Annotated in this window: 27 protein-coding genes and 1 tRNA gene; 18 read left to right on the top strand and 10 right to left on the bottom strand. The window is 38.1% G+C overall.

Features of this window, described 5'->3' with window-relative positions; genetic code table 11:
• Positions 1 to 568: 568 nt before the first annotated feature.
• Complete coding sequence (gene hutH / locus OE105_RS09565; protein ID WP_275419957.1) at positions 569 to 2,071, top strand: histidine ammonia-lyase; 1,503 nt, start codon at positions 569 to 571, stop codon at positions 2,069 to 2,071.
• A 205-nt stretch (positions 2,072 to 2,276) separates the two neighbouring features.
• Positions 2,277 to 2,480, top strand: a complete 204-nt coding sequence (locus tag OE105_RS09560) for a hypothetical protein (protein WP_275419956.1) — start codon at positions 2,277 to 2,279, stop codon at positions 2,478 to 2,480.
• Positions 2,481 to 2,545: 65 nt separating this feature from the next.
• Here OE105_RS09560 and OE105_RS09555 read toward each other — a convergent pair whose 3' ends face one another.
• Positions 2,546 to 2,773 (bottom strand): hypothetical protein, encoded by a 228-nt coding sequence (locus OE105_RS09555; protein ID WP_275419955.1) that lies wholly within the window; start codon positions 2,771 to 2,773, stop codon positions 2,546 to 2,548.
• 317 nt (positions 2,774 to 3,090) lie between these two features.
• On the opposite strand from OE105_RS09555, the gene OE105_RS09550 reads away from it, so the two are divergent.
• Genes OE105_RS09550 through mnhG form a run of 7 tightly spaced genes read left to right on the top strand, consistent with a single transcriptional unit; the run spans position 3,091 to position 8,864 of the window.
• On the top strand, positions 3,091 to 5,484 hold the full coding sequence (locus OE105_RS09550) for a Na+/H+ antiporter subunit A (protein ID WP_275419954.1): 2,394 nt from the start codon (positions 3,091 to 3,093) through the stop codon (positions 5,482 to 5,484).
• Positions 5,481 to 5,903 (top strand): Na(+)/H(+) antiporter subunit B, encoded by a 423-nt coding sequence (locus OE105_RS09545; protein ID WP_275419953.1) that lies wholly within the window; start codon positions 5,481 to 5,483, stop codon positions 5,901 to 5,903. Before OE105_RS09550 ends, OE105_RS09545 begins: the two co-directional genes overlap by 4 nt.
• Positions 5,903 to 6,244: a Na(+)/H(+) antiporter subunit C gene (locus OE105_RS09540; protein ID WP_275419952.1), complete on the top strand. Its 342-nt coding sequence runs from the start codon at positions 5,903 to 5,905 to the stop codon at positions 6,242 to 6,244. The genes OE105_RS09545 and OE105_RS09540 overlap by 1 nt, the downstream gene beginning before the upstream one ends.
• Positions 6,237 to 7,724, top strand: coding sequence for a Na+/H+ antiporter subunit D (locus OE105_RS09535; RefSeq protein ID WP_275422155.1), 1,488 nt, complete (start codon positions 6,237 to 6,239; stop codon positions 7,722 to 7,724). The genes OE105_RS09540 and OE105_RS09535 overlap by 8 nt, the downstream gene beginning before the upstream one ends.
• A gap of 6 nt (positions 7,725 to 7,730) precedes the next feature.
• Positions 7,731 to 8,213, top strand: coding sequence for a Na+/H+ antiporter subunit E (locus OE105_RS09530; RefSeq protein ID WP_275419951.1), 483 nt, complete (start codon positions 7,731 to 7,733; stop codon positions 8,211 to 8,213).
• Positions 8,213 to 8,497 carry a Na(+)/H(+) antiporter subunit F1 gene (locus tag OE105_RS09525; RefSeq protein WP_275419950.1) on the top strand — a complete coding sequence of 95 codons (285 nt, stop codon included), beginning with the start codon at positions 8,213 to 8,215 and terminating at the stop codon, positions 8,495 to 8,497. The genes OE105_RS09530 and OE105_RS09525 overlap by 1 nt, the downstream gene beginning before the upstream one ends.
• Positions 8,481 to 8,864, top strand: a complete 384-nt coding sequence (gene mnhG / locus OE105_RS09520) for a monovalent cation/H(+) antiporter subunit G (RefSeq protein ID WP_275419949.1) — start codon at positions 8,481 to 8,483, stop codon at positions 8,862 to 8,864. The genes OE105_RS09525 and mnhG overlap by 17 nt, the downstream gene beginning before the upstream one ends.
• Before the next feature lie 126 nt (positions 8,865 to 8,990).
• Here the strand turns inward: mnhG and OE105_RS09515 are convergent, their stop codons facing one another.
• Positions 8,991 to 9,383, bottom strand: coding sequence for a hotdog fold thioesterase (locus tag OE105_RS09515; protein ID WP_275419948.1), 393 nt, complete (start codon positions 9,381 to 9,383; stop codon positions 8,991 to 8,993).
• A 213-nt stretch (positions 9,384 to 9,596) separates the two neighbouring features.
• A complete protein-coding gene (locus OE105_RS09510; RefSeq protein WP_275422154.1) occupies positions 9,597 to 10,829 on the bottom strand; it encodes an MFS transporter in 1,233 nt (410 codons plus the stop codon).
• Between the two features lie 408 nt (positions 10,830 to 11,237).
• Between OE105_RS09510 and OE105_RS09505 the strand changes: the two genes are divergently transcribed.
• Both OE105_RS09505 and OE105_RS09500 read left to right on the top strand, forming a co-directional pair.
• A complete protein-coding gene (locus tag OE105_RS09505; protein ID WP_420842596.1) occupies positions 11,238 to 11,825 on the top strand; it encodes a peptidylprolyl isomerase in 588 nt (195 codons plus the stop codon).
• Between the two features lie 23 nt (positions 11,826 to 11,848).
• The gene (locus OE105_RS09500) at positions 11,849 to 12,052 is read left to right on the top strand and encodes a hypothetical protein (protein ID WP_275419946.1); all 204 of its coding nucleotides are present in this window, start codon (positions 11,849 to 11,851) and stop codon (positions 12,050 to 12,052) included.
• A gap of 306 nt (positions 12,053 to 12,358) precedes the next feature.
• Here the strand turns inward: OE105_RS09500 and OE105_RS09495 are convergent, their stop codons facing one another.
• Together OE105_RS09495 and OE105_RS09490 are read right to left on the bottom strand one after the other, a co-directional pair.
• On the bottom strand, positions 12,359 to 13,522 hold the full coding sequence (locus OE105_RS09495) for a MalY/PatB family protein (protein WP_275419945.1): 1,164 nt from the start codon (positions 13,520 to 13,522) through the stop codon (positions 12,359 to 12,361).
• 459 nt (positions 13,523 to 13,981) lie between these two features.
• On the bottom strand, positions 13,982 to 14,200 hold the full coding sequence (locus tag OE105_RS09490) for a helix-turn-helix domain-containing protein (RefSeq protein ID WP_275419944.1): 219 nt from the start codon (positions 14,198 to 14,200) through the stop codon (positions 13,982 to 13,984).
• A gap of 237 nt (positions 14,201 to 14,437) precedes the next feature.
• Here OE105_RS09490 and yugI point away from each other — a divergent pair, with 237 nt between their 5' ends.
• Both yugI and OE105_RS09480 read left to right on the top strand, forming a co-directional pair.
• Entirely contained in the window at positions 14,438 to 14,827 is a 390-nt protein-coding gene (yugI, locus tag OE105_RS09485; protein ID WP_275419943.1) for a S1 domain-containing post-transcriptional regulator GSP13, read from the top strand.
• A gap of 217 nt (positions 14,828 to 15,044) precedes the next feature.
• On the top strand, positions 15,045 to 16,235 hold the full coding sequence (locus OE105_RS09480; RefSeq protein ID WP_275419941.1) for an ornithine--oxo-acid transaminase: 1,191 nt from the start codon (positions 15,045 to 15,047) through the stop codon (positions 16,233 to 16,235).
• Positions 16,236 to 16,342: 107 nt separating this feature from the next.
• On the opposite strand, the gene OE105_RS09475 is transcribed toward OE105_RS09480, so the two are convergent.
• Positions 16,343 to 16,576, bottom strand: a complete 234-nt coding sequence (locus OE105_RS09475) for a DUF378 domain-containing protein (protein WP_275419940.1) — start codon at positions 16,574 to 16,576, stop codon at positions 16,343 to 16,345.
• A gap of 186 nt (positions 16,577 to 16,762) precedes the next feature.
• Here OE105_RS09475 and OE105_RS09470 point away from each other — a divergent pair, with 186 nt between their 5' ends.
• The gene (locus OE105_RS09470) at positions 16,763 to 17,926 is read left to right on the top strand and encodes an iron-containing alcohol dehydrogenase (protein ID WP_275419939.1); all 1,164 of its coding nucleotides are present in this window, start codon (positions 16,763 to 16,765) and stop codon (positions 17,924 to 17,926) included.
• A 199-nt stretch (positions 17,927 to 18,125) separates the two neighbouring features.
• Positions 18,126 to 19,475, top strand: coding sequence for a glucose-6-phosphate isomerase (locus OE105_RS09465; protein ID WP_275419938.1), 1,350 nt, complete (start codon positions 18,126 to 18,128; stop codon positions 19,473 to 19,475).
• An 18-nt stretch (positions 19,476 to 19,493) separates the two neighbouring features.
• Here the strand turns inward: OE105_RS09465 and OE105_RS09460 are convergent, their stop codons facing one another.
• Positions 19,494 to 20,507: a potassium channel family protein gene (locus tag OE105_RS09460; protein WP_275419937.1), complete on the bottom strand. Its 1,014-nt coding sequence runs from the start codon at positions 20,505 to 20,507 to the stop codon at positions 19,494 to 19,496.
• A gap of 244 nt (positions 20,508 to 20,751) precedes the next feature.
• Between OE105_RS09460 and OE105_RS09455 the strand changes: the two genes are divergently transcribed.
• Positions 20,752 to 21,678 carry a dipeptidase gene (locus tag OE105_RS09455; protein ID WP_275419936.1) on the top strand — a complete coding sequence of 309 codons (927 nt, stop codon included), beginning with the start codon at positions 20,752 to 20,754 and terminating at the stop codon, positions 21,676 to 21,678.
• A gap of 312 nt (positions 21,679 to 21,990) precedes the next feature.
• The gene (locus tag OE105_RS09450) at positions 21,991 to 22,530 is read left to right on the top strand and encodes a DUF2179 domain-containing protein (protein ID WP_275419935.1); all 540 of its coding nucleotides are present in this window, start codon (positions 21,991 to 21,993) and stop codon (positions 22,528 to 22,530) included.
• A 180-nt stretch (positions 22,531 to 22,710) separates the two neighbouring features.
• Here the strand turns inward: OE105_RS09450 and OE105_RS09445 are convergent, their stop codons facing one another.
• Positions 22,711 to 23,847, bottom strand: a complete 1,137-nt coding sequence (locus OE105_RS09445) for a polysaccharide deacetylase family protein (RefSeq protein WP_275419934.1) — start codon at positions 23,845 to 23,847, stop codon at positions 22,711 to 22,713.
• A gap of 258 nt (positions 23,848 to 24,105) precedes the next feature.
• Between OE105_RS09445 and OE105_RS09440 the strand changes: the two genes are divergently transcribed.
• Positions 24,106 to 24,178: transfer RNA gene (locus tag OE105_RS09440), tRNA-Ala, on the top strand.
• 182 nt (positions 24,179 to 24,360) lie between these two features.
• On the opposite strand, the gene OE105_RS09435 is transcribed toward OE105_RS09440, so the two are convergent.
• Positions 24,361 to 24,963, bottom strand: a complete 603-nt coding sequence (locus OE105_RS09435) for a response regulator transcription factor (RefSeq protein WP_275419933.1) — start codon at positions 24,961 to 24,963, stop codon at positions 24,361 to 24,363.
• Between the two features lie 3 nt (positions 24,964 to 24,966).
• Positions 24,967 to 26,109 carry a sensor histidine kinase gene (locus OE105_RS09430; protein WP_275422153.1) on the bottom strand — a complete coding sequence of 381 codons (1,143 nt, stop codon included), beginning with the start codon at positions 26,107 to 26,109 and terminating at the stop codon, positions 24,967 to 24,969.
• Positions 26,110 to 26,128: the final 19 nt, after the last annotated feature.

Raw genomic sequence — 26,128 nt, 5'->3', positions numbered from 1 at the left:
AATCAAGTAGTTGACTTTCCATAATTAAGGTATTGATTTAGAACTAGATGTTGGAAAATTCAAATGAAGAGGGGATTTTTACATGTATATGAAACATTGCAATCGTTGTTTTGAACCGTCATTTAGTGCAAACTTGAAAGAAAAGTGGTATTGCCCAGTTTGTTTCAGTAACCTGTCCCATGTAAAAGCGATTTATGTGAAACCTGGAAACTTACCGCCATTCGTTGAAACAGTAGTCACTCCAAAACAGAAAAAAAAGAAGAAAGATCTGATTTTTCGTCGTTAGCAAAAACCGCTTTTTTTTTGAGAATAGTTTCTTTGTTTTGATAAATATTTTTCCAAAACGAATTGGAATGTCGAATGAAATATTTTAAAAATATTGACATCGTTTCTTCCCCTCGATACGATAGAAAAAAGGTTTATTCCGAACAATAAAAATATATGTGTTTCGGATGTGATGGCGATGAAAAAGGTTTCATCAAAACAAGGAATCGTATATTCATATGGGGCATAGCCAAATCAACGGCTATGCCCCTTTAGTTTGTTAATATGATAAGGGGGTAGAACAATGGTCATTTTAACGGGAGATGATTTAACGCTTGATAAGGTACGTCAAGTGATTTTTGAAAAAGAACAAGTGGATGTATCACCAGCAAGTTGGGAAAGGGTGGAAGAAAGTAGAAATACTGTCGATTCGATTGTTCAAAACGGCGAGATCGTTTACGGGATTAATACAGGTTTCGGGAAATTAAGCGATGTAAAAATTAAAGATCAGGATGTGAAAGAGTTACAAAAAAATTTAATTCTATCCCATGCCAGTGGAGTTGGTGAACCGTTTCCGGAAACGATTGCTAAAACAATCTGTCTACTTAGAGCCAACGCTTTATTAAAGGGGTATTCCGGTGTGCGTCCCGTTATTATAGAACGCCTATTACAATTCATAAATCTCGGGATTGTTCCTGTCATTCCTCAACAAGGTTCCCTTGGGGCAAGTGGGGATCTAGCACCCTTATCCCATCTCGCTTTAACGATAATCGGAGAAGGGGAAGTTTTTTACAAGGGAGAGCGAGTGCCAACATGTAAAGCCTATCAAAGGGAAGAACTGGAACCGATTCAACTGGAGGCAAAGGAAGGGTTAGCATTAATTAACGGTACCCAAGCTATGACAGCAATCGGTGCCATCGCCTATTTAGAAGCAGAAAAATTAGCTTATCAAAGCGAAATCATTGCATCATTGACGATCGAGGCTTTGCAAGGAATTATCGATGCTTTTTATGAAAGCATTCATCGAGTACGGGGATATGTGGAACAAATGGAGGTCGCTAAACGCATTAGGCAATATTTGTCGGATAGTCACCTAACAACACGTCAAGGGGAAAAAAGGGTCCAAGATGCCTATTCGATTCGTTGCATTCCGCAAGTACACGGGGCAAGTTGGCAAACATTAAATTATGTGAAAGAAAAATTAGAAATTGAGATGAATGCGGCAACGGATAATCCGTTGATTTTTACCGAGGAAGATAAGGTTATTTCTGGAGGTAATTTCCACGGTCAACCGATTGCCTTTGCAATGGATTTTTTGAAGATTGGAATGAGTGAATTAGCCAATATATCGGAACGAAGGACAGAGCGGTTAGTCAATCCCCAATTAAATGATTTCCCACCCTTTTTAAGTCCGGATCCCGGTTTGCAGTCGGGGCTAATGATTTTACAATACAGTGCAGCTTCTCTTGTATCCGAAAATAAAACGCTAGCCCACCCTGCCAGTGTCGATTCAATTCCTTCATCGGCAAACCAAGAGGATCATGTAAGTATGGGAACTACTGCAGCAAGACACGCTTATGAAATTATTCAAAATGTTCGTACCTGTTTAGCGATAGAGTGTATTTGTGCTTTGCAAGCACTTGAATATCGGGGAGTAGATAAAATGGCATCTATGACGAAACAATTTTATGAAGAGGCGCGGAAAATTGTTCCGAAAATTAGTCGTGATCGAATTTTTTCGAAAGATATTGAACGGATGAACGGTTGGTTAAAAAAGATCCCCTTGTTTTTCCTAAAGGGAGATTGAATAGGGTATTTTACAATTTCATGGTAAAAGAAGGACGGTGGGTGATTTCCACTTTTATACCTAGTTTTTTATCGATAATTAATCATTAGGAACATTTCACAAATCCTTTTCTAGAAATGAAGTTTGGAAGACGAGTGCCCATGCAAATGATGCAGACAATACATATACATATTATGCGGATAAATTTCAACATGGAGGTGCCTATATGTCGGGTCCTGGAAATATTCACCCTAATCGGTTTTTTTTCGGAGCTCCATTTATTGGAGGGCCATTCCTCGGGGGATTACTCGGCGGAGTTTTAGGAAGTGCGTTAATTCGACCGCGTCCTTATACGTACTATCCTCCTTATTATCCACCGTATCCCCCATACTACGGATATGGAGTAGGGAATAAGCCGTATTATTGGTAATTGTACACCATTTCCATTTAGAGAGGAAAAAAGTGGTCTCATGTTCAAAATGAGGCCTTTTTTATTTATTCGGCTTTTAATTTAACATATTCCCTTGGTGCGAACCGTCTTTTTTGACCTTGAACCACATCTTTCCCCTTTTTTTCCGCCTTGATTTGTAAACCAAATTCATTGGAGGAAGGGGGAGGATTAACACTTATGTTTTTTCGCTTTTCATCCTGTTCATTCATGATCCAAGCACTGAAAAAAAGGAGAAGAAAGAGGAAGATGGAATAGATTATTTGTTTTTTCATCGGGCTCTCCTCTTGTATAGATGGTTAGTTATATAATTTCCATATCCCCCTTTTTATAATCAAAAGTTGAAAAATGTTCTTATTTTTTCATTCTAAATATATGGTATATTTATTAGATAAAGCAAAACCTCTTTTATGAAATCGGGCAGGTCTTACGATATAATGAAAACTATAGTATAATGTACATTGTTGTTATGAGGGTATGAGCTGATTCGGGGATTCACGAAGAAGGATTGTTCGATTGTTACAAGAATAAAATACAACGATTTTCTTAATACACGTTTCCATACATAATGGGGTAAAAAGGAGGGTATCATTTGTCTGTTTTACATATAGCGATTTTATCGCCTTTTCTATTTGCAATCATCGTACCATATATTTATAAACGGTTGAGACAAATTCATACAGGATGGTTTGTTCTCCTACTTCCGATTATTCTTTTCATATATTTCCTACAGTTTCTTCCTCAAGTAAAAGAAGGAGAAGGGATTGTACAGTCCGTTTCTTGGATCCCATCACTTAATGTTGATTTTACGGCAAAAATTGACGGATTAGGTCTACTTTTTGCCCTATTGATTACCGGTATCGGTTCCCTCGTCGTTTTGTATTCCATTTACTATTTATCGAAGGATCAGGAGCAATTAAATGCCTTTTATGTGTATTTACTTTTGTTTTTAGGGGCCATGCTCGGTGTCGTTTTATCCGATAATCTCATTGTATTATACACGTTTTGGGAATTTACGAGTTTTTCATCCTTCTTTTTAATCGGTTATTGGCATCATCGGGAACGATCCCGATACGGTGCTCAGAAGTCGATGCTTATTACCGTTTTCGGTGGACTGTCCTTACTAGGTGGAATTATTCTACTTTATATTATGACCGGAACCTTTAGCATTCAGGAAATGGTCGCTAACACGAGTACGATTATCAATCATCCGTTGTTTCTTCCGGCGATGATTTTCATTTTGCTCGGAGCATTTTCAAAATCGGCCCAGTTCCCCTTTTATATTTGGTTGCCTGATGCGATGGAAGCCCCGACACCGGTTAGTGCGTATTTGCATTCAGCTACGATGGTTAAAGCTGGTATATATTTAGTTGCTCGGATGACACCGATTTTTGCCTACGATGCAAACGGATATTGGGTATGGCTCGTCGGTGGTGTCGGAATTTTCACCTTGTTCTGGGGCTCCTTTAACGCCATCAAACAAACGGATTTAAAAGGAATTTTAGCTTATTCAACCGTCAGCCAACTCGGGTTGATTATGAGTTTGTTAGGTGTCGGTGCTGGAGCAGTACATTTTGGTAACGATAATCAACTGTTTATTGTTGCAACCATTGCCGCCGTGTTCCATTTAATTAACCACGCGACCTTTAAGGGAAGTTTGTTTATGGTGGCCGGAATCATAGACCATGAAACGGGGACGAGGGATATTCGTCGTTTAGGTGGATTGATGACGATTATGCCTGTTTCCTTTACGATCGCATTCATTGGCACCTTTTCCATGGCTGGAATCCCGCCATTCAATGGATTTTTAAGTAAAGAAATGTTTTTCACTGGAATGCTTCGGGTAGTAAAAATGGATATTTTCCGATTCGATTCAATTGGTTTCCTATTTCCTGTTATCGCTTGGATTGGGAGTGTATTTACATTCGTATACAGCATGATTCTCCTTTGGAAAACCTTTGGCGGACAAGTTCAACGGGAGAAATTACCGAAAACTCCCCACGAAGCGCCTTTCGGTATGCTCATTTCACCGGTAATTTTGGCGTCCCTTGTCGTTATATTCGGTTTTTTCCCGAATATATTATCGGATCGTATCATTGCACCAGCTGTGGAAACAATTATGCCGATGTTTGCAATCGATGAAATTCATATTAGTCATTGGCACGGTTTCCAACCGGAGTTATATATGACGATTGGCGTTATTATAATCGGAATTTTGTTGTATTTAACATTAGGGAAATGGACGCGGATTTATCAACTATTTCCAAATAAATTAACGTTGAATCAATTATACGATGTCCTATTACCTTCCCTTGAAACGGGATCGAATATGTTTATCCGAACGCATATGACCGGTTACATACGGACATATTTAGCCTATATTTTTACCTTTTTTATCGCTATCTTGAGTTTTACGATGTGGAGCAAACATGCTTTCCATTTTGAATCGACAAATTTGGCCGATATCGGATTGTATGAAGTGTTACTGTTTTTGGCAGTCATTATCGGTACGGTGACCATTTTGGCGAGTAAGTCCCGTTTAACATCGATCATTGCCCTCGGTGCGGTTGGATATGCGGTATCTCTCTTTTTCGTGTTGTTCCGTGCACCGGATTTAGCATTAACACAACTAGTAATCGAGACCATATCTGTCGCTTTGTTTTTACTTTGTTTCTACTTTTTACCGAGAAATTTCCATTTGGAAAAAACTCGTTTTAAATTGACCAATGCTTTAATTTCTGTTGGTGTCGGTCTCGTTGTTACTCTTATTGCTATTTCTAGTTACAGTACGAAATTGTTTCCGTCCATATCCCAATATTACGTGGACCATACGTACGATCCAGCTGGCGGGGAAAATATGGTAAACGTCATCTTAGTAGACTTCCGCGGTTTCGATACCTTGTTTGAAATATCTGTATTGGCCATCGCAGGATTGGGAGTGTACGGTTTAATTAAACTTCGATTAGCAAGGAGGAAAGAAGGATGAGATCTGGGGATTTAATTTTACAAACGATGTCGAAGGTCGTGTTTTTTATCATCATTTTATTTTCCATCCATCTTTTCTTCGAAGGGCATTATCGACCGGGAGGCGGATTTGTCGGGGGATTGATGACGTCAGGGGCAATTATTTTGCTATTGCTCGCTTACGATATAAAAACGGTGAAAAAAATCATCCCCTTCGATTTTAAGTGGCTGATTGCTGTCGGGCTTTTCATTTCGGTTGTGACAGCAGGGGGAAGTTTATTATTCAATGTTCCTTTTTTTACCCATGTGCATGATTACTTCAACATTCCACTTTTGGGAAAAACTTCCCTCCATACAGCTGCCTTGTTTGATCTCGGTGTTTTCTTCGTAGTGGTCGGTGTAACCTTGACCATTATTCAAACGATAGGGGAGAGCGAATAATGGAACTACTCATGGCAATATTAATCGGATTTTTATTTGCGAGTGCGACGTATTTATTGCTTTCGAAAAGTATTTTGCGGATGATTATCGGTACAGGCTTACTAAGCCACGGAGCCCATTTGCTAATTTTGACGATGGGTGGATTGAAAAAGGGAGCGGTGCCGATCGTCAATGGAGATGGAACCCCCGTAACCGATCCACTCCCTCAAGCCTTGATTTTAACAGCGATTGTTATCAGCTTTGGAGTGACGGCCTTATTTCTCGTCCTTGCTTATCGGGGATATCAAGAACTTGGAACAGATAATATGGATGAACTGAGAGGTACAGATGGAAATGAATAATTTAGTCGTATTACCAATTTTCGTACCCCTTCTTACGGCAGTAATATTGATGTTTATTTCAAAAAAAATCAATATCCAACGATGGATATCCGTTGGAGCAAGTTTGGTTACGGTAATGATTGCCGGATTGCTCGTTCATCATGTTTCGACGGATGGCATTCAAACCCTTGATATCGGTAGTTGGCCAGCCCCCTTTGGCATTACTCTCGTTTCGGACATGCTTTCTTCCTTACTTGTCCTTACAACAAGCATTATTGGGTTTGCGGTGATTTTATATTCCATTTATAGTATCGGTGAAGGAAGGGAAAAGCACTTTTATTATCCGATTGTTCAATTTTTGATCGTAGGGGTAAATGGCGCGTTTACAACCGGAGATATTTTTAACCTGTTCGTCTTTTTCGAAGTCATGTTGATGGCTTCCTATGTGTTATTAGTATTAGGTGGAACGAAAATACAATTACGAGAGACGATCAAATATTTAACGGTTAATGTCATCTCCTCTTCTTTATTTGTTATTGCCGTCGCCTATTTATATTCCATCGTTGGCACTTTAAATATGGCTCATATTTCCCAACGGATTGGGCTATTAGAGGAGATTCCCGGTATTTTAACCGTGATAGCGATTTTATTTTTAATCGTGTTCGGATTAAAAGGTGCAATTTTTCCGCTCTACTTTTGGTTGCCTGGTTCTTACTATGCGCCACCTGTACCCGTTATGACTTTGCTTGGGGCATTATTAACGAAGGTGGGAATTTATTCGATTGCAAGAACCTATTCCTTGTTTTTTTACCATGATCAAAGTTATACCCATGATTTACTACTCGTTTTGGCTGTTGTGACCGTCTTGATCGGCGTCGTTGGTTCGATTGCCTATTGGGATATCAAAAAGATTATCATCTACAATATTATTACAGCAATCGGAGTCATTTTGTATGGGATTTCTGTTGCTACGACCACTTCTATGACCGGTTCGGTTTACTATTTGATTCATGATATGATCATTAAAGCAGCTTTGTTTTTATTGATTGGAATCATAGTTAACATTACCGGAACGAGTAATTTAAAAAAATTTCACGGATTAATCAACGATTATCCGGTTCTGGCTTGGGTATACTTTATCGCCGCCATTTCCCTCGCCGGTATTCCTCCCTTTAGTGGATTTGTTGGAAAATGGCTTGTCATTCAAGGTGGAATGGAAAGAGGGGAGCTCATCGGTTCGGTGATCATTTTACTGACAAGTTTACTCGTATTGTATTCCGTTATGAAAATCTTTATTTACGGATTTTGGGGAGGAAAGGATCAGGATTATCCAGATCAACATTCGATTTCGTACAACAAATTATTAATTCCAGCGATTCTTTTAACGGTTATCGCTGTATTGTACGGCTTTGGTTCCGAATTTGTTTATTCGTATGTTGCTCAAGCCGTTGATACGCTGATGAATCCAGAAATTTATATTGAAGCGGTATTAAAGGAGTAAATTGCCATGGCCTTTCAAATCGTATTAAATTTATTTATCGCCTTTGTTTGGATGTTTTTAAAAGTAAGTTACGACCCGTCTACCTTCTTGATCGGGTATTTACTCGGTTTAGGAATGATCTTCCTTATGAGAAGATTTTTCCCTTCCCGCTTTTATTTGCATAATGTTTTGGCGGTTATTTACTTAACTTTATTGTTTTTGTATGAATTATTGAAGGCAAATATTAGTGTTGTCAAAATTGTTTTAAAACCGAAACTCGATTTCCATCCGGGGATCTTTGCCTATGAAACAGAATTGAAAAAAGACTGGGAAATTACGCTTTTATCCAATTTGATTACATTGACACCAGGGACCCTTGTCGTCGATGTTTTTGAAGAAAATGGAAAAAATATTTTATACATTCATGCCATTCATGTACCCGATGTGGAAGAAGCCGTAAACGGTATTAAAAATACGTTTGAAAAGGCAATTTTGGAGGTGAGCCGATAATGTTTAATATCCTTTTGTATGCTGTTTTAGTGATGTTATCCCTTTCAATTTTAGGATATGTTTACAGGCTCATCAAAGGTCCAACCATTCCTGATCGGGTCGTAGCCTTAGATGCAATTGGAATTACCCTCGTAAGTATTACTGCCCTCGTTTCTATCGTGATGGAGACGAATGCCTTTCTCGATGTCATTTTGTTAATTGGTATTTTATCATTTATTGGAACGGCAGCATTTTCCAAGTTTTTAGCAAAGGGGGTCATTTTCGATCGTGACCGGAATTCTTGAGTTTGTTGTTCTTGCGTTTATTTTGATCGGAGCTTTTTTCAGTCTTGTTGCTGCAATCGGTGTGGTACGATTGCCAGATGTGTATACGCGAAACCATGCAGCGAGTAAAAGTGCAACGTTGGGCGTTATGTTTATATTGATTGGCACTTTTCTCTATTTTGCTGCTGAAGGGCATACAAATACGAGACTAATTTTAGCGATCGTATTTATCTTTTTAACATCTCCCGTTGGCGGTCACTTAATCAATCGGGCGGCCTATTATACTGGTGTGAACATGTGGGATCAAAGTGTTCGAGATGATTTGAGGGAAAAAGTGGGATATGGGAAACGAAAGAGTCCTGAAGATACAGGTGGGAAAATCTCATAAAATACAAACATGAAATGTGCATTTTTCTTATTTGACAAATTGTCATTTTAAATCGATGTAAATTTTTATAAAATGAAGATTGAAAAGAGGTTTCCGGAAATTTATTGGAAACCTTTTTTATGTCTTTTATTTCCTTTCCTGTTCTTTTTTTACAACGGCAATGGTACAACGAGAGATACAAATTAAATGATTGTTTTCGTCCTTGATTTTTACCTCCCACACTTGGGTCGTACGACCACGGTGAATAACAGTTCCTTCTGCAGTAACTTTTCCATCCCGTTTCGGTCGTAGATGGTTCGCGTTAATTTCCAAACCGAAACAAATTTCCTTTTCACGATCGATTAATTGAAAGGCTCCCACACTGGCAACGGTTTCTGCAAGAGCCACGGAAGCACCACCATGTAAATATCCGAGCGGTTGGCGAGTCCGGTGATCCACGGGCATCGTAGCGGTAACAAATCCTTCCTCGAGAGTAACCAATTCAATTCCTAACGTATCGGTTAATGTTTGAATAGTCAAAGGAATCCCCTCCCTTACCGTATGAATTATAAATCCTTTTCTATTATTCTATGCAAATTTGAAAAATCCTTTAAATATTGAAAGACGAGTTTACAAATTTTAAAAACGAATGTTGTAAAATTATTGAAAACGGATATTTGAAGTGGATTTTATAAATGGTATATAAAAAAAGGAAAAGAAAAAGCCGCAAATCGTATACGGCTGTTCAAGTCATTATTTATGATTAACTATTTGCTCAAAATTTCCTTTTTTAATTTTTTCTTGCTCCTTCCTCATACTCCAAATTAGAAGGAGAAAGGCTACGATCAAAATAGCACTTGTCACGAAGAAAACCGATGAAATTCCGATATACCCAGAGATTACACCACCTGTAGCCGGTCCGATGACGTTCCCGAGAAAACGGAAACTTGTGCTGTATCCTTGCACCTCTCCTTGAACAGAAAGGGGGGATACTTGGCGAATATAGGCTGTCGTACAAGGAATAATGCCACCGATCATGATTCCGAAAAGAAAACGGAGAATGATTAGTTGCCAAAGGGTTGTCACAAAGGCTTGTGGAATAAAAATAATGGCTCCTCCCAGTAATAAAATCATCATCACCTTTTCATGGCCAATTCGATCTCCCAGTTTCCCCCAATTTCGAGTTGCAATTAGATTTCCAAAACCGGTAGCAGAAAAGGCAAGTCCGGCAAGAAAAGCAACTGCACTCGCCTTCGTTAATTCGGAAACATATAATGCGAGAAGTGGTTGAATGGTGAAATTAGCTACTTGTACGAGAAGGGCGATAATCATTAGAGAGAAAAGAACGCGATGTTGAAAAATGAAACTTAACACGTCTTTTCTCGACATCGTATTTTTTTTCGACGTCTGTTCCTTGTTCTTTTTTTCCTCTACACCGAAAAATACAAATAACGTAGCGGCGAAAATTGCAAAGGCGGTATAAACGAATGTATATTTAAATCCAACGCTATCGGCTAACATCCCGCCAAAGAGGGGACCAAATAACGTTCCGGTAACATTTCCTGTTTGCAGTGTTCCTAATACTTCTCCAGCTCGTTTCTTTGAAGTTTGTGATGAAATAAGGGCGATGGAAGTGGGGATAAATCCGGTAACTGCCCCCATAAAAAAACGAAGAAAAAACAGTTCGATGACGGAATCCATAAATCCCATAAAAAACAAACTTACAGATAGACCCGTTCCTGTAATTAATAAAATCGGTTTAAATCCGAATTGATCTCCGATTCTCCCCCAAATAGGTGAAATGAAAAAGGCTGTAACAAAGGTAATACCGAATACAAAACCGGACCAACGTTGTACATATTCTGGACTAAAATGACCAAATGTTTCAATATACAGGGATAAAAAAGGCATAACCATCGTCATGCTTGAAGCTACGAAAAAATTCGCTATCCATAAGATGAGCAAATTTCTTTTTTCTGCATTTATATCAATCACCTTCTTAAACTTAAATTATTTCGTTTTCCTAAATATTATAACGCAATTTTCCATTGATAAAAAGAAAAGTAATGGATGGAAAGGTTATCATTTTAGATTGAAATTTAAAAATTGTTTGAATTTGTTTTTATGATTATTTTCTCGATTTCCCAATATCTGAGCCGGAATCAATCTGGGAGTTACCAATAAGTTTCGACCGCATTTTTACATATTCCTCAGGTTGAATCGAAAACTGTGGAACGGGGCGTTTCACATGAAAAGGATCTTGCTTCATCTCAGGATAAAAGAAAAATCGACCACTTTTCATTCGAAAGTTGAAAAAGAGTTGGAATTCCTATAATATCAAAGGCGAATATAGGTTATTTACTATTTTAAGGAGTTGAAAAAATGGGCGAACAAATGTATCCACAATTGACATCTTCTGTACTAAATGGAGAAATTCGTGTTGAAATGGAAACGACGGAAGGAATCATTACATTTAAATTGTTTCCCGAGTATGCACAGAAAACGGTTAAAAATTTTGTAACCCATGCGAAGAACGGATATTACGATGGGGTGATTTTTCATCGGGTGATTGAGGATTTTATGATTCAAGGGGGTGATCCGACAGGTACTGGTACGGGAGGAGAAAGTATTTTCGGAAAAACCTTTGAAGATGAATTTTCCAAGAATTTATTTAATTTCCGCGGAGCATTAAGTATGGCAAATGCAGGCCCGAATACGAATGGAAGCCAATTTTTTATTGTTCAGAACCGAAATTTTAATGAAAATTTCATTGGGGAAATGGAAAGAGCCGGATATCCAAAGGAAGTTATTGATTATTATGCGGCAAATGGAGGAACGCCTTGGTTGGATTTTCGCCATACTGTATTTGGTCATGTTATCGATGGGTTGGAGGTGGTTGATCGAATTGCTTCTCTACCAACCGGTGCACAGGATCGACCGTTAGAGGAAGTGAAAATAAAGAAAATGACCGTGTTTGAATAAAGAAAAGGGATGGGGGGATTCGTTTGGCACATTGGGTTATAGGAATGCTTTTCCTTTATTTTCCGGAAGATAAAAGGGAATATATTCCTGCGGCTATTTCTTTTAGTCTGTTTTTAATTGCGTGCATTTTGGTTTTTATTTGGATCGTAAAACGTTCAAGGAAAGAAGAGAAAAGGTTACAAAAAATCGAAGAAGAGATAAAACGATCCCTATCGCGGAAAAAATAAGTTAGATTTTCTTAAAAAACTCTTGCCTATAGGTAAGAAATGGGACTGTCCGATCAGTCCTTAAGTTGATGAAAGGGAAGGTGGCTATCCTTTAGGGAACAGCACGGGCTGAAGACCCACGAACAATGCGAGTCGAAAAAGCTAGGCTGTGTCCGCAGAAAAGCGCCGCAACCGAAATGAATCATACGCATTTCAAGAAAGGGGCTGTACTTTTTTTGAACAGCCCTACTATTTTACCGAATTTAAAATCCAATTTTGAAAAACGAATTGTTTTGGAATGAATCACTTATTTTTTATATCTGCAAATTATTCCTGGAATGCTTTCTTTAATCGACGTAATCCTTCTATTAAAATCGGTTTTGGACAACCGATATTCATTCGGACAAAACCACTTCCTTCAACCCCGTATTTCGTCCCCGGTTCTAAAGCAAGTTTTCCTTTCTTTATGAGGTGTTCCTTCAATTCATCATCGGATAATCCAGTTGCTCGACAATCGATCCATAACAAGTAAGTTCCTTCAGGTTGAATTACCTTCAATTCGGGAATTTCCTTACGTATATAGTTGGTGGCAAGTTCGATATTACTTTGTAAATATGAAATTAACGTTTCTAACCAACGTTCCCCATGTTTATATGCGACATCGAGAACGGTATTTGCAAAAACATTTAATCCGTGGAATCCAACTTTTTGTTGGGTTTTTTGTATTTTTAATCGAATGGATTCATTACTTATTACCATAAACGATGATTGGATTCCAGGGATGTTAAAGGTTTTACTTGGTGCATATAAAGAAATCGTTCGCCCTTGCAAATCTTCGTTAATGGATGCAATGGGTGTATGTACATTTGGATTGTAAATAATGTCAGCATGGATTTCATCGGATACGATGTTCACCCCATATTTTTCACATAAGAATCCCATTTTTTCTAGTTCCTCTTTTGTCCAAACACGTCCGACGGGATTATGGGGATTACATAAAATAAAAAGTTTTACACCGGATTGACATTTTTTTTCAAAATCATCAAAATCGATTTCGTATTTCCCATCGTTTAAAATCAATGGATTTTTCACGACGACCCGATCATTCGCTTCGATCATTTGGTAAAAAGGTGCATATACCGGCGTTTGGATGAGCACACCATCGCCCGGTTTTGTGAGGGCTTGGATGGAAAAAGCGATCGATGTAACGACACCGTGGCTTGGTAAGACCCACGATTCTGAAATTTCCCAGTGGTATCTTTTTTTCATCCATTGCTGAATGGTAGTAAAAGTCGATTCTTTCAACATGCTGTAACCGAACACGGGATGATTTATTCGTTCTTTTAATGCTTCGAGTATTTCCAACGGTGGGGAAAAATCCATATCTGCTACCCACATTGGCAGTAGATCATTTGTACCGAAAATTTTTTCCATTCCACACCACTTAATGGAATCTGTATTTTTTCGCTCAATGATTTTGTCGAAATCCATATTATTTTCCCCCTTAGATCATCTTTTTCCCATCGTATCACATTAAATAAAAAAGGGTAAAACAGTTTTTGCTTTTTGGAAAAAGAAAAAGGACAAACGTAAATGTTTGTCCAATGCAAAAAAGGGGGAATACGAGAAAGCCTTATATGAGTAGTATTGACATTCCCCCATTTTTTATACATGTTTTTTCCTATTTATTTCTTTGTATAATGAAATATTTTTTCCTTGTGGAAGAAAAGAATACGAAAAGGAAAGATTGTTATGAGAGAGGAAGGTGGATGGGATCGGTGAGGAAAATCTTTTTTGAATAGAACGAAAGATTAACGTTTATCCCTTCCCCCTTCCAAAATGTTAGATCGAATCAGATAAGTAAAAGGAAATGTACAAAAATTGTTGCAAACATACGGCATTTTTTCCATTGAATATCCTCCAAACACAATTCTTGTTGGAACTTTCCTATCAATGAATGGCGGAATGGGTTCGGTCAATTTCCAATTCACTTACCGGAACTTCAAGGACGGTCGATAATTTTAAAAGCATTTCTTTACTCGGAACTAATTGATCGTTTTCAATCAATTGGATTTTTTGAACGCCAGTCCTCGTTCGGAAAGCTAATTCTTCTTGGGAAATTCGTAAATTTTTCCGATAAAAGGAAATTTTTTGACCTAATGTTTGCATACGCATCCCTCCCCTTTTTAGATATATATATTATATCATATAGAGAAACCTGAATTGGTTTCATAAATTGAACGTTTTTTAAAAAATTCAATCATTTTTCAATGATACTATAAAAAAACCGTTTATTTTGACTGAATCCGTCGTAAAAATCGCTCGTATTGGAATCGGGATTTTGTTGCTTATTATAACATATGTTATAATTAATCATTATGAAATACATGATTTAGGAGTGTTTTGATGGTAGACCTAATTCAGGCTGGAATGGTTGTAAAGGGGAGGGTGACCGGGATTCAATCGTACGGTGCCTTTGTTTCTATAGGAAATAATCAACAAGGGTTAATCCATATTTCTGAAATTACCGATCGCTACGTTCAAAATATTCGAGATTATGTCAATGTTGGCGATGAAGTAACAGTAAAGGTTTTGTCAGTAGATGAAAAATCAGGGAAAATTAGTTTGTCATTAAAAGCATTAGAAGAGGAAAATGGAACGATGACCATTCATTTGAAAAAAACAGGTAAAACCCGTTTAAAAGAAAACCCAGGTGATCATGGTTTTGAACCTTTAAAGGAAAAATTGAAGGAATGGATCGAACAATCTGGTGTCAAACGAACTATGAAAAAATAACGGAGAGTCGTAAACGTTTGTTACGGCTCTTTTTTTAAAGAAAACGAAAGGAGAATGTTGGCCAAAGGTGGGCCAAAGGAACCGGAACCTCGACCCGGAATAATTTATGTTTGCGCTTTCAACGATGTGAAAGTTCGTGTAAAATAAAAGGGAAAATCCAATTGTGTGAACATTGGTGCATTTGAAATGGATAACTTAAAGGATTGGGGGAGTTTATATGAATCGCTCGAAACAGTTGATCGAATTGACGGAAAAGTATGGGGCTAATAATTATTATCCTCTTCCTGTTGTTATTTCTAAAGCGGAAGGGGTTTGGGTAGAAGACCCGGAAGGCAATCGGTATATGGATATGCTCAGTGCCTATTCGGCGGTAAACCAAGGACATCGGCATCCAAAAATCGTCAATGCATTGGTGAAACAGTCGGAGCGGATAACATTAACATCCCGTGCCTTTCATAATGATCAATTAGGACCTTGGTATGAGAAAGTGGCAAAATTAACGGGTAAGGAAATGGTTTTGCCGATGAATACGGGGGCAGAAGCTGTTGAAACGGCGTTGAAAGCTGCACGAAGATGGGGATATGACTTAAAGGGTGTTCCGGAAGATAAAGCAGAAATCATCGCCTTTGAAGGGAATTTTCACGGACGAACCCTTGCGGCGATTTCCCTTTCATCTGAAGCGGAATATAAACGAGGTTTTGGACCATTACTTCCAGGAATTAAAGTTATTCCTTATGGGGATTTGGAAGCTTTAAAATTTGCTATTACAGAAAATACCGTGGCCGTTTTGATTGAACCGATTCAAGGAGAAGCGGGAATTGTCATCCCACCTGAAGGATTTTTAAAGGAAGCATATACGATTTGTCGTGAAAATAACGTGTTATTTCTCGCTGATGAAATCCAATCGGGTCTGGGGCGAACGGGGAAAATGTTCGCTTGTGAATGGGAAGATGTAGTACCCGATATGTATATACTTGGAAAAGCACTTGGTGGCGGAGTGTTCCCGATTTCGTGTGTGGCAGCTGATAGTGATATTTTAGGCGTTTTTAATCCAGGTTCACACGGATCGACCTTTGGCGGAAATCCGTTAGCTTGTGCAGTGTCGATTGCGGCGCTCGATGTGTTAATTGAAGAAAAATTATCGGAACGTTCCCTCGAATTAGGTCAGTATTTCATGGGGAAATTACGAACATTGAAAAATCCGATTATTAAGGAAATTCGTGGTAAAGGGCTATTTATCGGAATGGAATTGTTCGAATCGGCTCGCCCTTATACGGAAAAACTAAAGGAAGAAGGATTGTTATGTAAAGAAACCCATGAAAATGTGATCCGTTTCGCTCCACCACTAGTTATTACAAAGGAAGAGTTGGATTGGGCCTTTGAAAAAATTCAAAAAGTACTCGGATAAATTACAATCTATATGAATGGGCTATGATTGAAAATCAATGGAAAACATTAAAAAGCTGCCTCAAAATTTGGGACAGCTTTTTTTTATCAAGTTTTCATTACAAAAACTTATCTTGGGGTTCCCGTTTCCGGTGTGTGTTCCCGTTGTTCAGAAGGCATAAATAATAATCCGAGGTTAACGAGACCGGCTATGCCGACGAGTCCGAAAATCACTCTCGATAAAGCTGCATTTTGACCACCGAAAATGGCCCCTACTAAATCAAATTGAAAAAATCCAATTAATCCCCAATTGATTGCGCCGATAATCGTTAAAACGAGAGCGAATCGTTGCAGGCCACCCATTTTCATCCTCCTTTTTTATATGTTATCACTCCGTTAATTATAGAATGGAACAAACAGGGTTATTCTATTCAAGAAAATGTAACAATCACATGAAATTTTACAAACAAGTTCACGCGATAAAGTCTTTCCTTTTTCAATAAGTTCATGTACGATTTGTACTATAATGCAAATAAGGAGGTTAAAAATATGAACAATTTTATTTTTCATAACCCAACGAAATTAATCTTTGGCCGTGGACAACTGAGGGAATTGGCCAATGAAATTCCAAAGTATGGGAAAAAGGTCTTGCTTGTGTACGGAGGAGGGAGCATTAAACGAAACGGATTGTATAATCAAGTTGTCGATATACTCGATCAAATTGGAGCGGAACGGTTTGAGCTTCCTGGTGTTGAACCGAATCCGAGAATTTCCACCGTTCGTAAAGGAGTGGAAATATGTAAAAAAGAGGGGATCGAATTTTTACTTGCAGTGGGCGGAGGAAGTGTGATTGATTGTACGAAAGCGATCGCTGTAGGAGCAAAATACGAAGGTGATCCGTGGGATATCATCGATAAAAAAGTTGTTCCAAAAGCAGCCCTTCCTCTAGGTACTGTTTTAACGTTAGCAGCTACCGGTTCAGAAATGAATGCTGGAAGTGTAATTACAAATTGGGAAACGAAAGAAAAGTATGGTTGGGGTTCACCCCTTGTATTTCCTAAATTTTCAATACTCGATCCGGTCCATACGTTTACCGTTCCTAAGAATCAAACGATTTACGGAATTGTTGATATCATGTCCCATGTGTTTGAACATTATTTTCACGTGGAAACAAACACTCCTCTACAAGATCGGCTTTGTGAATCGATTTTATTAACTGTCATGGAAACAGCACCGAAGCTGATTAATGATTTGGAGAATTATGAATATCGTGAGACCATTTTATATTGTGGTACGATGGCGCTTAATGGAATGGTGCAAATGGGCTATGCTGGAGATTGGGCAACTCATAATTTGGAACATGCGGTTTCCGCTGTTTACGATATTCCCCACGGAGGAGGGCTCGCCATTTTATTCCCGAATTGGATGAAACATGTGTTAACAGAAAACCCAGCTCGATTCCGACAATTAGCAGAACGGGTATTTCATGTGGACCCAACTGGAAAAAGTGATGAAGAAATCGGTTTGGAAGGTATTGAAAAATTACGGGAATTTTGGACGAAGATCGGTGCTCCAAGTCGGTTAGCCGATTACGGGATCGATGATCAAAATCTCGATATATTAGTTGACCGGGCGATGAAAAAGGGAGAATTCGGTCGGTTTAAAAAATTACGGGAAGAAGATGTACGGGCCATTTATGAACAATCCCTTTAATCCTTTATAAACACCATCCACTTTTACGGGGAAGATGATATTTCATTTCAATCGGTTACTTTGATGAAAAAAACCTTTCACAATTGGGCGCGCTTACAAACTCAGCCATATCTTGATATTTTTTTCACAATTCGTTACAGTGAGTATGGGAATGAATCGTGTTTTTGTCGTAAAAAATTTCGTCATTGGAGGTAAAGGAATGACCCATATTCAATTTGATTATTCAAAGGCTTTAACTTTCTTCGGTGAGCATGAGTTGTCGCAAATGAAAGATTTAGTAAAGGTGAGCCATCACGCTTTACATGAAGGATCTGGTGCAGGGAATGATTTTCTCGGTTGGATCGATTTACCCGTCAACTACGATAAAGAAGAATTTTCCCGAATTTTAAAATCCGCTGAAAAGATTAAAAATGATTCGGATGTTCTTTTAGTAATCGGAATCGGTGGTTCCTATTTAGGGGCCCGGGCAGCAATTGAAATGTTAAACCATAGTTTCTATAATGCCCTTCCAAAAGAAAAAAGAAATACTCCACAAGTGATTTTTGTCGGAAACAATATTAGTTCTACATATATGAAAGACGTAATGGATTTATTGGAAGGAAAGGATTGGTCCATTAACGTCATTTCCAAATCTGGAACAACGACGGAACCGGCCATTGCCTTCCGTATTTTCCGGAAACTTCTTCAAGAAAAATACGGTGTTGAAGAAGCTCGGAAGCGGATTTATGCAACGACGGATAAAGTGAAAGGTGCACTTCGAACTCTTGCTAATGAAGAAGGGTATGAAACTTTCGTTATTCCTGATGATGTGGGTGGTCGTTATTCTGTTTTGACAGCTGTCGGGTTACTTCCAATTGCTGTAAGTGGTATCGATATTGAGCAAATTATGGCTGGTGCAGCAAAGGCTAGGGAAGATTTCAGTAAGTCGGAATTGGAAGAAAACGTTGCTTATCAATATGCAGCCATTCGAAATATTTTATATAACAAGGGAAAAACGATTGAAATGCTTATCAATTACGAGCCGGGTCTTCAATACTTTGCTGAATGGTGGAAACAACTATTCGGTGAAAGTGAAGGTAAGGATCAAAAGGGTATTTATCCTTCTTCCGCTAATTTTTCAACGGATCTCCATTCTTTAGGACAATACGTTCAAGAAGGGCGTAGGGATTTGTTTGAGACGGTTATTAAAGTAGAAACTCCCCGACATGAATTAACGATCGAGGAAGAAGAAAAGAACTTGGATGGATTAAACTATTTGTCCGGAAAAACCGTCGATTTCGTAAATACGAAGGCCTTTGAAGGAACGATTTTAGCCCATACGGACGGAAATGTTCCGAACTTGATTGTGAAAATTCCAGCGATGGATGCGTACACTTTTGGCTATCTCGTCTATTTCTTTGAAAAAGCTTGTGCGATGAGTGGGTATTTACTCGGTGTTAATCCTTTCGATCAACCGGGTGTGGAAGCATACAAAGTAAATATGTTTGCATTACTTGGAAAACCTGGATTTGAAGAAAAGAAAGCTGAATTGGAAAAACGATTGAAATAACGAAGAGAGGGGGCTGTTCTAAAGGGGACAGTCCCCTTCTCCATGGTTGATGATGAGGAGATGGTCATCCTGTTGAATAAAATCGTTCGGGGATGGAGATATGAAATGATTCCCATGTTGATAAATTCCAATTAATGTTTTTCTTTCTTGTAGGAGAATTCGGATCGTCGATTCAACTGAGTAACCAGTAAATGGATGATTTTTTAATCTTTCAATTTGCATTCCTTTTTTCGTATTTAATACATCGAGAAAAGCGCTTGAGACACCACGATTAATAATCGTTTGCATCATTATTGAGCCGGTAATTTTATTAGATGGAATGATTTCATCGGCACCGGCCCGTTTAGCATTTACAATCTGGTCTTCGGTTAAAATTTCAGCAATACAGTAAGTGTTTGGAGAAAATCCCTTCACTGCTACAATCGTTAAAATCGTTTGCATATCCGCGTTGATTTCATTTTTAGATGCATCTGCTGTAATCATGACAATCTTTGCTTCTTTCAAATTTGCCTTCATAAACATTTCATCGGAAAAGGGTGTTCCCCGTAAAAAGTACAAATGATAATCTTCTGGAAAAGGATTCTTTTTTAAACTTGAATCAACTAACACAATTGCCCGATCTGGGAAAATTGTTCTGATCATATGAATTATTTCCTTTGATCGTTCATTCCATCCGATGATGATGAAATGATTTTTATTCTTCACCTTTAACGTCCCCTTAGTAATTTTATTTTGTTTCCTAACGACCACGGTAGCCAATGCAGCGAAGTATGTTGATAAAAAGCCAACTCCTGCTAAAATTAAGACGATTGTAACGATCCGTCCCCAAGGAGTTACCGGAATATAATCACCGTATCCAATCGTTGAAGAAGTAATAATCGCCCACCAAATTCCATCAAATAGACTCGGAAATTGTTCTGGTTCAATCCAATGAATGATTAGACCGAATAAGCTTAAAAGGATTGTGACGATAATCATTAAACGGATAATATATGGAAACCGTTCAAAACGATGTATCATTGGAAATCTCATTTTCACCAACCGCCTTCATGTGTGAAAAGGGAAAAAAGAAAAAGCGTAACGAAACTTTATAACATAAATCAATGGTAAAGTTCCGATAAACTTGTTAGCTATGACTAGTTATAGTGTGAACTACAATCCTTTGAAATATCATAAATCGGTTGCAAAATCTGTTATTTATCATTGTTACAACTTGATATACAATGATTGTAATTATAAAAGCCACGTTAAAACATGTAAGAAAGGGTGGAAAAAGATGAACATTATTGATCTTCATTGTGACGCACTTTGGAAAATGACGGCATCGAAAGGAAATCTTTCTTTTCGAAATGGAAAGGAATTGGATACGAATCTGTACCGGCTTCAAAAGGGAAAAGTGAAAGTCCAGGCCTTTGCTCTTTTCATTGAACCGAATGTGAAAACAGCTGAACAATTTTCAGCAATTTTGGAACAAGTGGATACGTTTTATGAAGAAATTTTAAAAAAGAATCCGGAAATGAAGCAGATAAAAACATGGCATGACTTTGAGGATCTAAAGGATGGAGAAATCGGTGCCTTTTTAACGTTGGAGGGGGTAGATGGAATTGGAAATGACCTTGCCAATTTGCGAACCCTTTACCGTCTCGGCGTATTGTCTGTTGGATTAACGTGGAATGGGGCAAATTTGGCTGCAGATGGCGTCGGTGAACCTCGTGGCGGCGGTCTTTCCCTTTTTGGAAAAGAAATCGTCCAGATGAATAATGAGCATAAAGTATTAACCGATGTTTCCCATCTTTCTGAAAGGGGTTTTTGGGATGTCATGGAATTGGCCGATTATCCGATCGCCAGTCACTCCAATTCAAAGACGTTATGCAATCATCCCCGGAATTTAACAGATGAGCAAGCAGGAGCCCTAATTAAAAAAGGAGGGATGATTCACGTCGTGTACAATCCACCCTTTATTACAGAAAGTGGAGACGCGACGATTGACGATTTGATTCGACATATCGATCATTTCTGTTCCCTTGGTGGTGTGGATCAAATTGGTCTCGGATCCGATTTCGATGGGATTACAGAAAAAGTCAAAGGTTTAGAAGATGCATCCCAGACGCAAAATTTAATTGTGAAATTACTAAAGTATTTTAAAGAAGATGAAGTGCGAGGGTTTGCTGGTGAAAATTTTTTGAAAAATCGACCAAAGTAAAGTAATGTTAAGAAAAACAAAGAAATAAATCCTTTTTTCATCCTTAGAGAAGCGCCTTTAATGGATAGCCTTCTCCTAGGGAAATGCGATGATATGCATCGTGAATTCGGAATTCCTTCCCAAATCGTCTAATCATTGGACGAAAGGGTATAAACTTTTTGCCATACTTTTTTAGAATCAATCGTTACTTTCCCATTCAAATTTCCGTTTAAGAGTAACGGTTTGAATAAGAATCATATGTTTATTATAGCTTTCTTTCATATATGGTAGTTAATGGTAATATTTCGAATAAAATTCCCTAGGAGGATGTCTATGACTGAACAAGCATTTACTATGGTTCTTATCATTTTGGTAATCAATATCGTGTACGTTTCTTTTTTTACGATACGGATGATTTTTACGATGAAAGGGCAAAGATATTTAGCAGCGTTCATCAGTATGGTGGAAGTTGTGATTTATGTCGTCGGATTGGGACTCGTTTTGGAGAATTTAAATCAAATTCAAAATTTAATCGCCTATGCTCTCGGTTACGGAATTGGGGTCATCGTCGGAATGAAACTGGAGGAAAAGCTTGCTCTCGGGTATATTACGGTCCATGTTATTACGAAGGAATATGAAAAGGATTTGCCGAAGACATTAAGGGAACAAGGATATGGGGTAACGACTTGGCAAGCGAGCGGATGGGAAGGAGACCGGATGGCGATGCAAATATTAACACCGCGGAAATATGAATTAAAACTATATACGACCATTAAGGATCTGGACCCAAGTGCTTTTATCATCGCCTATGAACCGAAAACCATTTATGGTGGGTTTTGGGTAAAATCGGTCAAAAAGAGGATGAAACTGTAACAGAAAAAACGCGGCGAAACGGTTGCCGCGTTTGTTTTACATTCATTTGGGAGAAAGAATATACATTTTTCTTTGGATTATTGAATTAGACTATTTTCAACGAAAAGGTTCATGACGATTTTTTTAAAGGCGTGGACTTCCTTTTTTTTACGATAAAAATCATCATTTTCCCAACTTCAATTATTGGAGATGTTGGATAAAGGTTTCCAAACTCGTACTATAATTGATTCGAATACGTTTCAATTCATAAGGGTTGTTCAGTGACGCTATGCCTGGCATTGTTGTGACGGCATATTTGTAATATTTTTTTGTTTCGGCTATCACCCGTTCATCATATTTTCCAGACGGATAGGCAAAAGCGATCACTGGTTTGCCTGTAATATTTTCTAATTTCCATTTAATATCCCGTAATTCTGGAGTTAGATTGGTCGTTTCAGTTAAATTCGGATGGGTCTCCGTATGGGATTGAACGGAGATGATTCCGGAGCTACTAATCTCTTTTAACTGGGCTGTTGATAATCCGGATTTCGTATCAATTTTTTTGCCGACCATAAAAATGGTTGCCTTCCCTTGAAACTGTGAATCAGTCATTTCCTTTAAAATTTCATAGGCATTCATATTGTTTTTGTATCCGTCATCGAATGTAATCATGATTGGTTTTTCAAATCGATCGATGTACGGTAAATCTTCAAAGGTAATGGGCGTAAATCCTTCTGACTTTATGTATTCCATTTGTGCTTTAAAATTTTCCGGAGTAACGTACAGTTCTTTAATTCCCTTCCCCTTATATTCATCGATGGCATGATACATTAAAATTGGAATTCGTTTTTCCGAGGCGGAAGATGTATAATCTTTGGACAATCCTTCATTTTCCGTACTTGCTGTTATAACCGGTTTTACGTATAAAGCACTAATGTAACCGCTGTACTGACCGTATTCGACTTCGAACCAATATTCGGATTCGTTCGAAACAACCACCCTTTCTCCCGCTGGTACAGTTGTGATAATCCGATAGTCAGTGGATGGTCCTTCCCGCAAATTGACATGTGTTTTTGTCACGTATGATATTTGCGGTTCAAATTCTTCTTGTTGTTCAACGGTTACGATTTCATCCCGTTCAAGGGGAATCGGTTCAAATCGTGTTTGTGTCGAATTCTTTTCGAAGGAGAAATCCGCGTGTTTTCCGTGGAGGGATGTTTGTTCCATCATCTTTATAGAATGGTTCATTGATGGTTTACTAACCTGTGTACATGCAGAAATTGTCAATATAAACAGGAATAGGATAGAGAAAAGAATCCATCGTTGCCATTTTTTCATGAATATACCCCTTTAGCTAGAATCGGTCATTTATTATTTGAACTTTAAGTCTATTGTAAATGAAATGTTCCTTTAGGAAAAGCATGGGAGGTCGATTAATGGAGAAAAAATGTATCAGTTTTTGTGTACAAATGAAGATCTTGATGCTTTGCAGACCAGGTAACAAATCGTAAGAAAAATCAATTTAGCTGTTGCAAAAAAAATGTATTCGATATATAATTGTTTTTGTCAGAAACGTACAAGATTCATTTTTATAATGGGGCATTAGCTCAGTTGGGAGAGTGCTTGCATGGCATGCAAGAGGTCACCGGTTCGAGCCCGGTATGCTCCATACGAAAAACGCTTATACACTTTCATGTATAAGCGTTATTTTAATCCCGCGACTAGAGAACGGTTTTAAAGAATTCATTTTTAACCACTTTCGGATGAAAGGGAGCCAGTTACCCCTTTCTTCCTTTTGCTTTTTCATTGATTAAATTATAAAAAATATATTTACTTAGTTGGACGTTTTATTCAGAGCCATCCCTTTTCTTCGGCTACGGCAATCGCTTCGATTCGATTTTTCGTACCAAGCTTTTGGTTAATTTCCGATAAATAATTCCGAATCGTCCCTGGTGATAAATAAAGGATTTTCGCCATATCCTTTGTCGATTTTCCCCTTGCTGATAATTGTAAAATTTCAATTTCCTTTCCGGTTAGTGGATTTTCTTCCGTTATACTTGCAATCATTAGTTCTTGTGAATAAATCTTTTTCCCCTTCATGACATTTCGAATCGCAGCTACAAGTTCTTCGATCGATCCATCTTTTAATAAATATCCGGATACATTAGCCTTCAAAGCACGTTCAAAATAACCGGGACGTGCGAACGTAGTAAGGATGATGATTCGACAATCCATTCCCTCCCTTTTCACTTCCTCAGCAACCTCTAATCCGCTCATCATCGGCATTTCGATATCGAGTAAAGAAATATCTGGTTTTAGCGTTTTTATGATTTCAATAGCATCTCTCCCGTTATCCACCTCAGCGACGATGTCAATGTCGTCTTCCAAAGCGAGTAATGAGGCAAGGGCTCCTCTAAGCATGCGTTGATCTTCGGCGATTAATAAACGAATCATGGATCATTCTCCCCTATATTCCTTCATAATGATTGGAATTTTCAATTGGACGAGGGCTCCTCCGTTTACATTTTCAAAGCGAGCAGTACCATTAATCAGGGATAACCGTTCTCTGATTCCCTTTAATCCGTTTCCTTCTTGAACAGACTCGTTAAATCCGATTCCATCATCACGAATATTTATGGAAAAAAACCCGTCCTTTTTCTGAATGACAATACGACAAATGGAAGCATTGCTATGCTTTACAATATTTATTGCAGCCTCTTTTAAGCACATGCTGATTAAATTTTGTGTGAACATGGAGAGATTGTTAATATATGTTTCTCCTTCGACAATGCATTTGACTCCTGCATGCTGGAACATCTGTTCAATTGAAAGCAGTGCTTCAGAAATTTTCATTGATCGCATATCGGAAATCATTTTTCGGGCTTCTCTTAAAGCTGTTCGCGAAATATTTTCGATATCACTTGCTTCCTGTTTCACTCGATCTAAATTTTTATTGATCATTTTTTGGAGTAATTGACTTTTTAATGTGATAAGGGATAATGTGTGTCCAAGGGTATCATGAAGATCGCGGGCGATGCGCACACGCTCTTCCCTTTTGACAAGTTCTTCGATCCGTTGATTTGCTTTTGCCAGTTGTTTTTCCAATTCAATTCTTTTAAAAAAGGATCTGACTGCGAAGGGTGACAACATCATAGCTATAATATTTGGGACATAATAGAGAGTTTTTTCCATAGGATATTGTAAAGAAAAATAGATTACCAATAGGAAGTTAAATGCGAAGTATGCTACAACCGCTCGTTTGAATTGGCGATCTCCTTTATACCAACCGATAAAATTCCCAGGGTAAAAACCGAGGAGAAATAAAAAGTGATGATAGGAAAAAGTAAAAATATAGACGATAATCATTTGAATGGCGACCCAAAAGGTAAACTGTTTTCCCGATGGAAGGAAAAATAGCCTTCGATATGAGATGAAAAAAATGACGAGAAGAAAGTACCCAATCATTTTTTTAATTCCTGCCGTAAAGGAAATAGAAATGATTGGGAATAGTAGATAACTTAAAAACACGTACGGAAAGAATCCAAATTCCTTTGGAAAGAGTTCAAAACTCCTTTTATTTTGATCCATAGATTGCACCACTTTCAAAAATATCCAACCT

Source organism: Fervidibacillus halotolerans (genome assembly GCF_026547205.1).
In the GTDB taxonomy this organism is placed as follows: Bacteria; Bacillota; Bacilli; order Bacillales; family Caldibacillaceae; genus Fervidibacillus; species Fervidibacillus halotolerans.
This window is presented reverse-complemented; position numbering and strand designations above follow the sequence as displayed.

Bases quoted from the DNA above. Each gene is read 5' to 3' on its own strand.
- hutH (WP_275419957.1), top strand. From the start codon at position 569: ATGGTCATTTTAACGGGAGATGATTTAACGCTTGATAAGGTACGTCAA.
- OE105_RS09560 (WP_275419956.1), top strand. From the start codon at position 2,277: ATGTCGGGTCCTGGAAATATTCACCCTAATCGGTTTTTTTTCGGAGCT.
- OE105_RS09555 (WP_275419955.1), bottom strand. From the start codon at position 2,773: ATGAAAAAACAAATAATCTATTCCATCTTCCTCTTTCTTCTCCTTTTT.
- OE105_RS09545 (WP_275419953.1), top strand. From the start codon at position 5,481: ATGAGATCTGGGGATTTAATTTTACAAACGATGTCGAAGGTCGTGTTT.
- OE105_RS09540 (WP_275419952.1), top strand. From the start codon at position 5,903: ATGGAACTACTCATGGCAATATTAATCGGATTTTTATTTGCGAGTGCG.
- OE105_RS09535 (WP_275422155.1), top strand. From the start codon at position 6,237: ATGAATAATTTAGTCGTATTACCAATTTTCGTACCCCTTCTTACGGCA.
- OE105_RS09530 (WP_275419951.1), top strand. From the start codon at position 7,731: ATGGCCTTTCAAATCGTATTAAATTTATTTATCGCCTTTGTTTGGATG.
- OE105_RS09525 (WP_275419950.1), top strand. From the start codon at position 8,213: ATGTTTAATATCCTTTTGTATGCTGTTTTAGTGATGTTATCCCTTTCA.
- OE105_RS09505 (WP_420842596.1), top strand. From the start codon at position 11,238: ATGTATCCACAATTGACATCTTCTGTACTAAATGGAGAAATTCGTGTT.
- OE105_RS09495 (WP_275419945.1), bottom strand. From the start codon at position 13,522: ATGGATTTCGACAAAATCATTGAGCGAAAAAATACAGATTCCATTAAG.
- OE105_RS09490 (WP_275419944.1), bottom strand. From the start codon at position 14,200: ATGCAAACATTAGGTCAAAAAATTTCCTTTTATCGGAAAAATTTACGA.
- yugI (WP_275419943.1), top strand. From the start codon at position 14,438: ATGGTAGACCTAATTCAGGCTGGAATGGTTGTAAAGGGGAGGGTGACC.
- OE105_RS09480 (WP_275419941.1), top strand. From the start codon at position 15,045: ATGAATCGCTCGAAACAGTTGATCGAATTGACGGAAAAGTATGGGGCT.
- OE105_RS09475 (WP_275419940.1), bottom strand. From the start codon at position 16,576: ATGGGTGGCCTGCAACGATTCGCTCTCGTTTTAACGATTATCGGCGCA.
- OE105_RS09470 (WP_275419939.1), top strand. From the start codon at position 16,763: ATGAACAATTTTATTTTTCATAACCCAACGAAATTAATCTTTGGCCGT.
- OE105_RS09465 (WP_275419938.1), top strand. From the start codon at position 18,126: ATGACCCATATTCAATTTGATTATTCAAAGGCTTTAACTTTCTTCGGT.
- OE105_RS09460 (WP_275419937.1), bottom strand. From the start codon at position 20,507: ATGAGATTTCCAATGATACATCGTTTTGAACGGTTTCCATATATTATC.
- OE105_RS09455 (WP_275419936.1), top strand. From the start codon at position 20,752: ATGAACATTATTGATCTTCATTGTGACGCACTTTGGAAAATGACGGCA.
- OE105_RS09450 (WP_275419935.1), top strand. From the start codon at position 21,991: ATGACTGAACAAGCATTTACTATGGTTCTTATCATTTTGGTAATCAAT.
- OE105_RS09445 (WP_275419934.1), bottom strand. From the start codon at position 23,847: ATGAAAAAATGGCAACGATGGATTCTTTTCTCTATCCTATTCCTGTTT.
- OE105_RS09435 (WP_275419933.1), bottom strand. From the start codon at position 24,963: ATGATTCGTTTATTAATCGCCGAAGATCAACGCATGCTTAGAGGAGCC.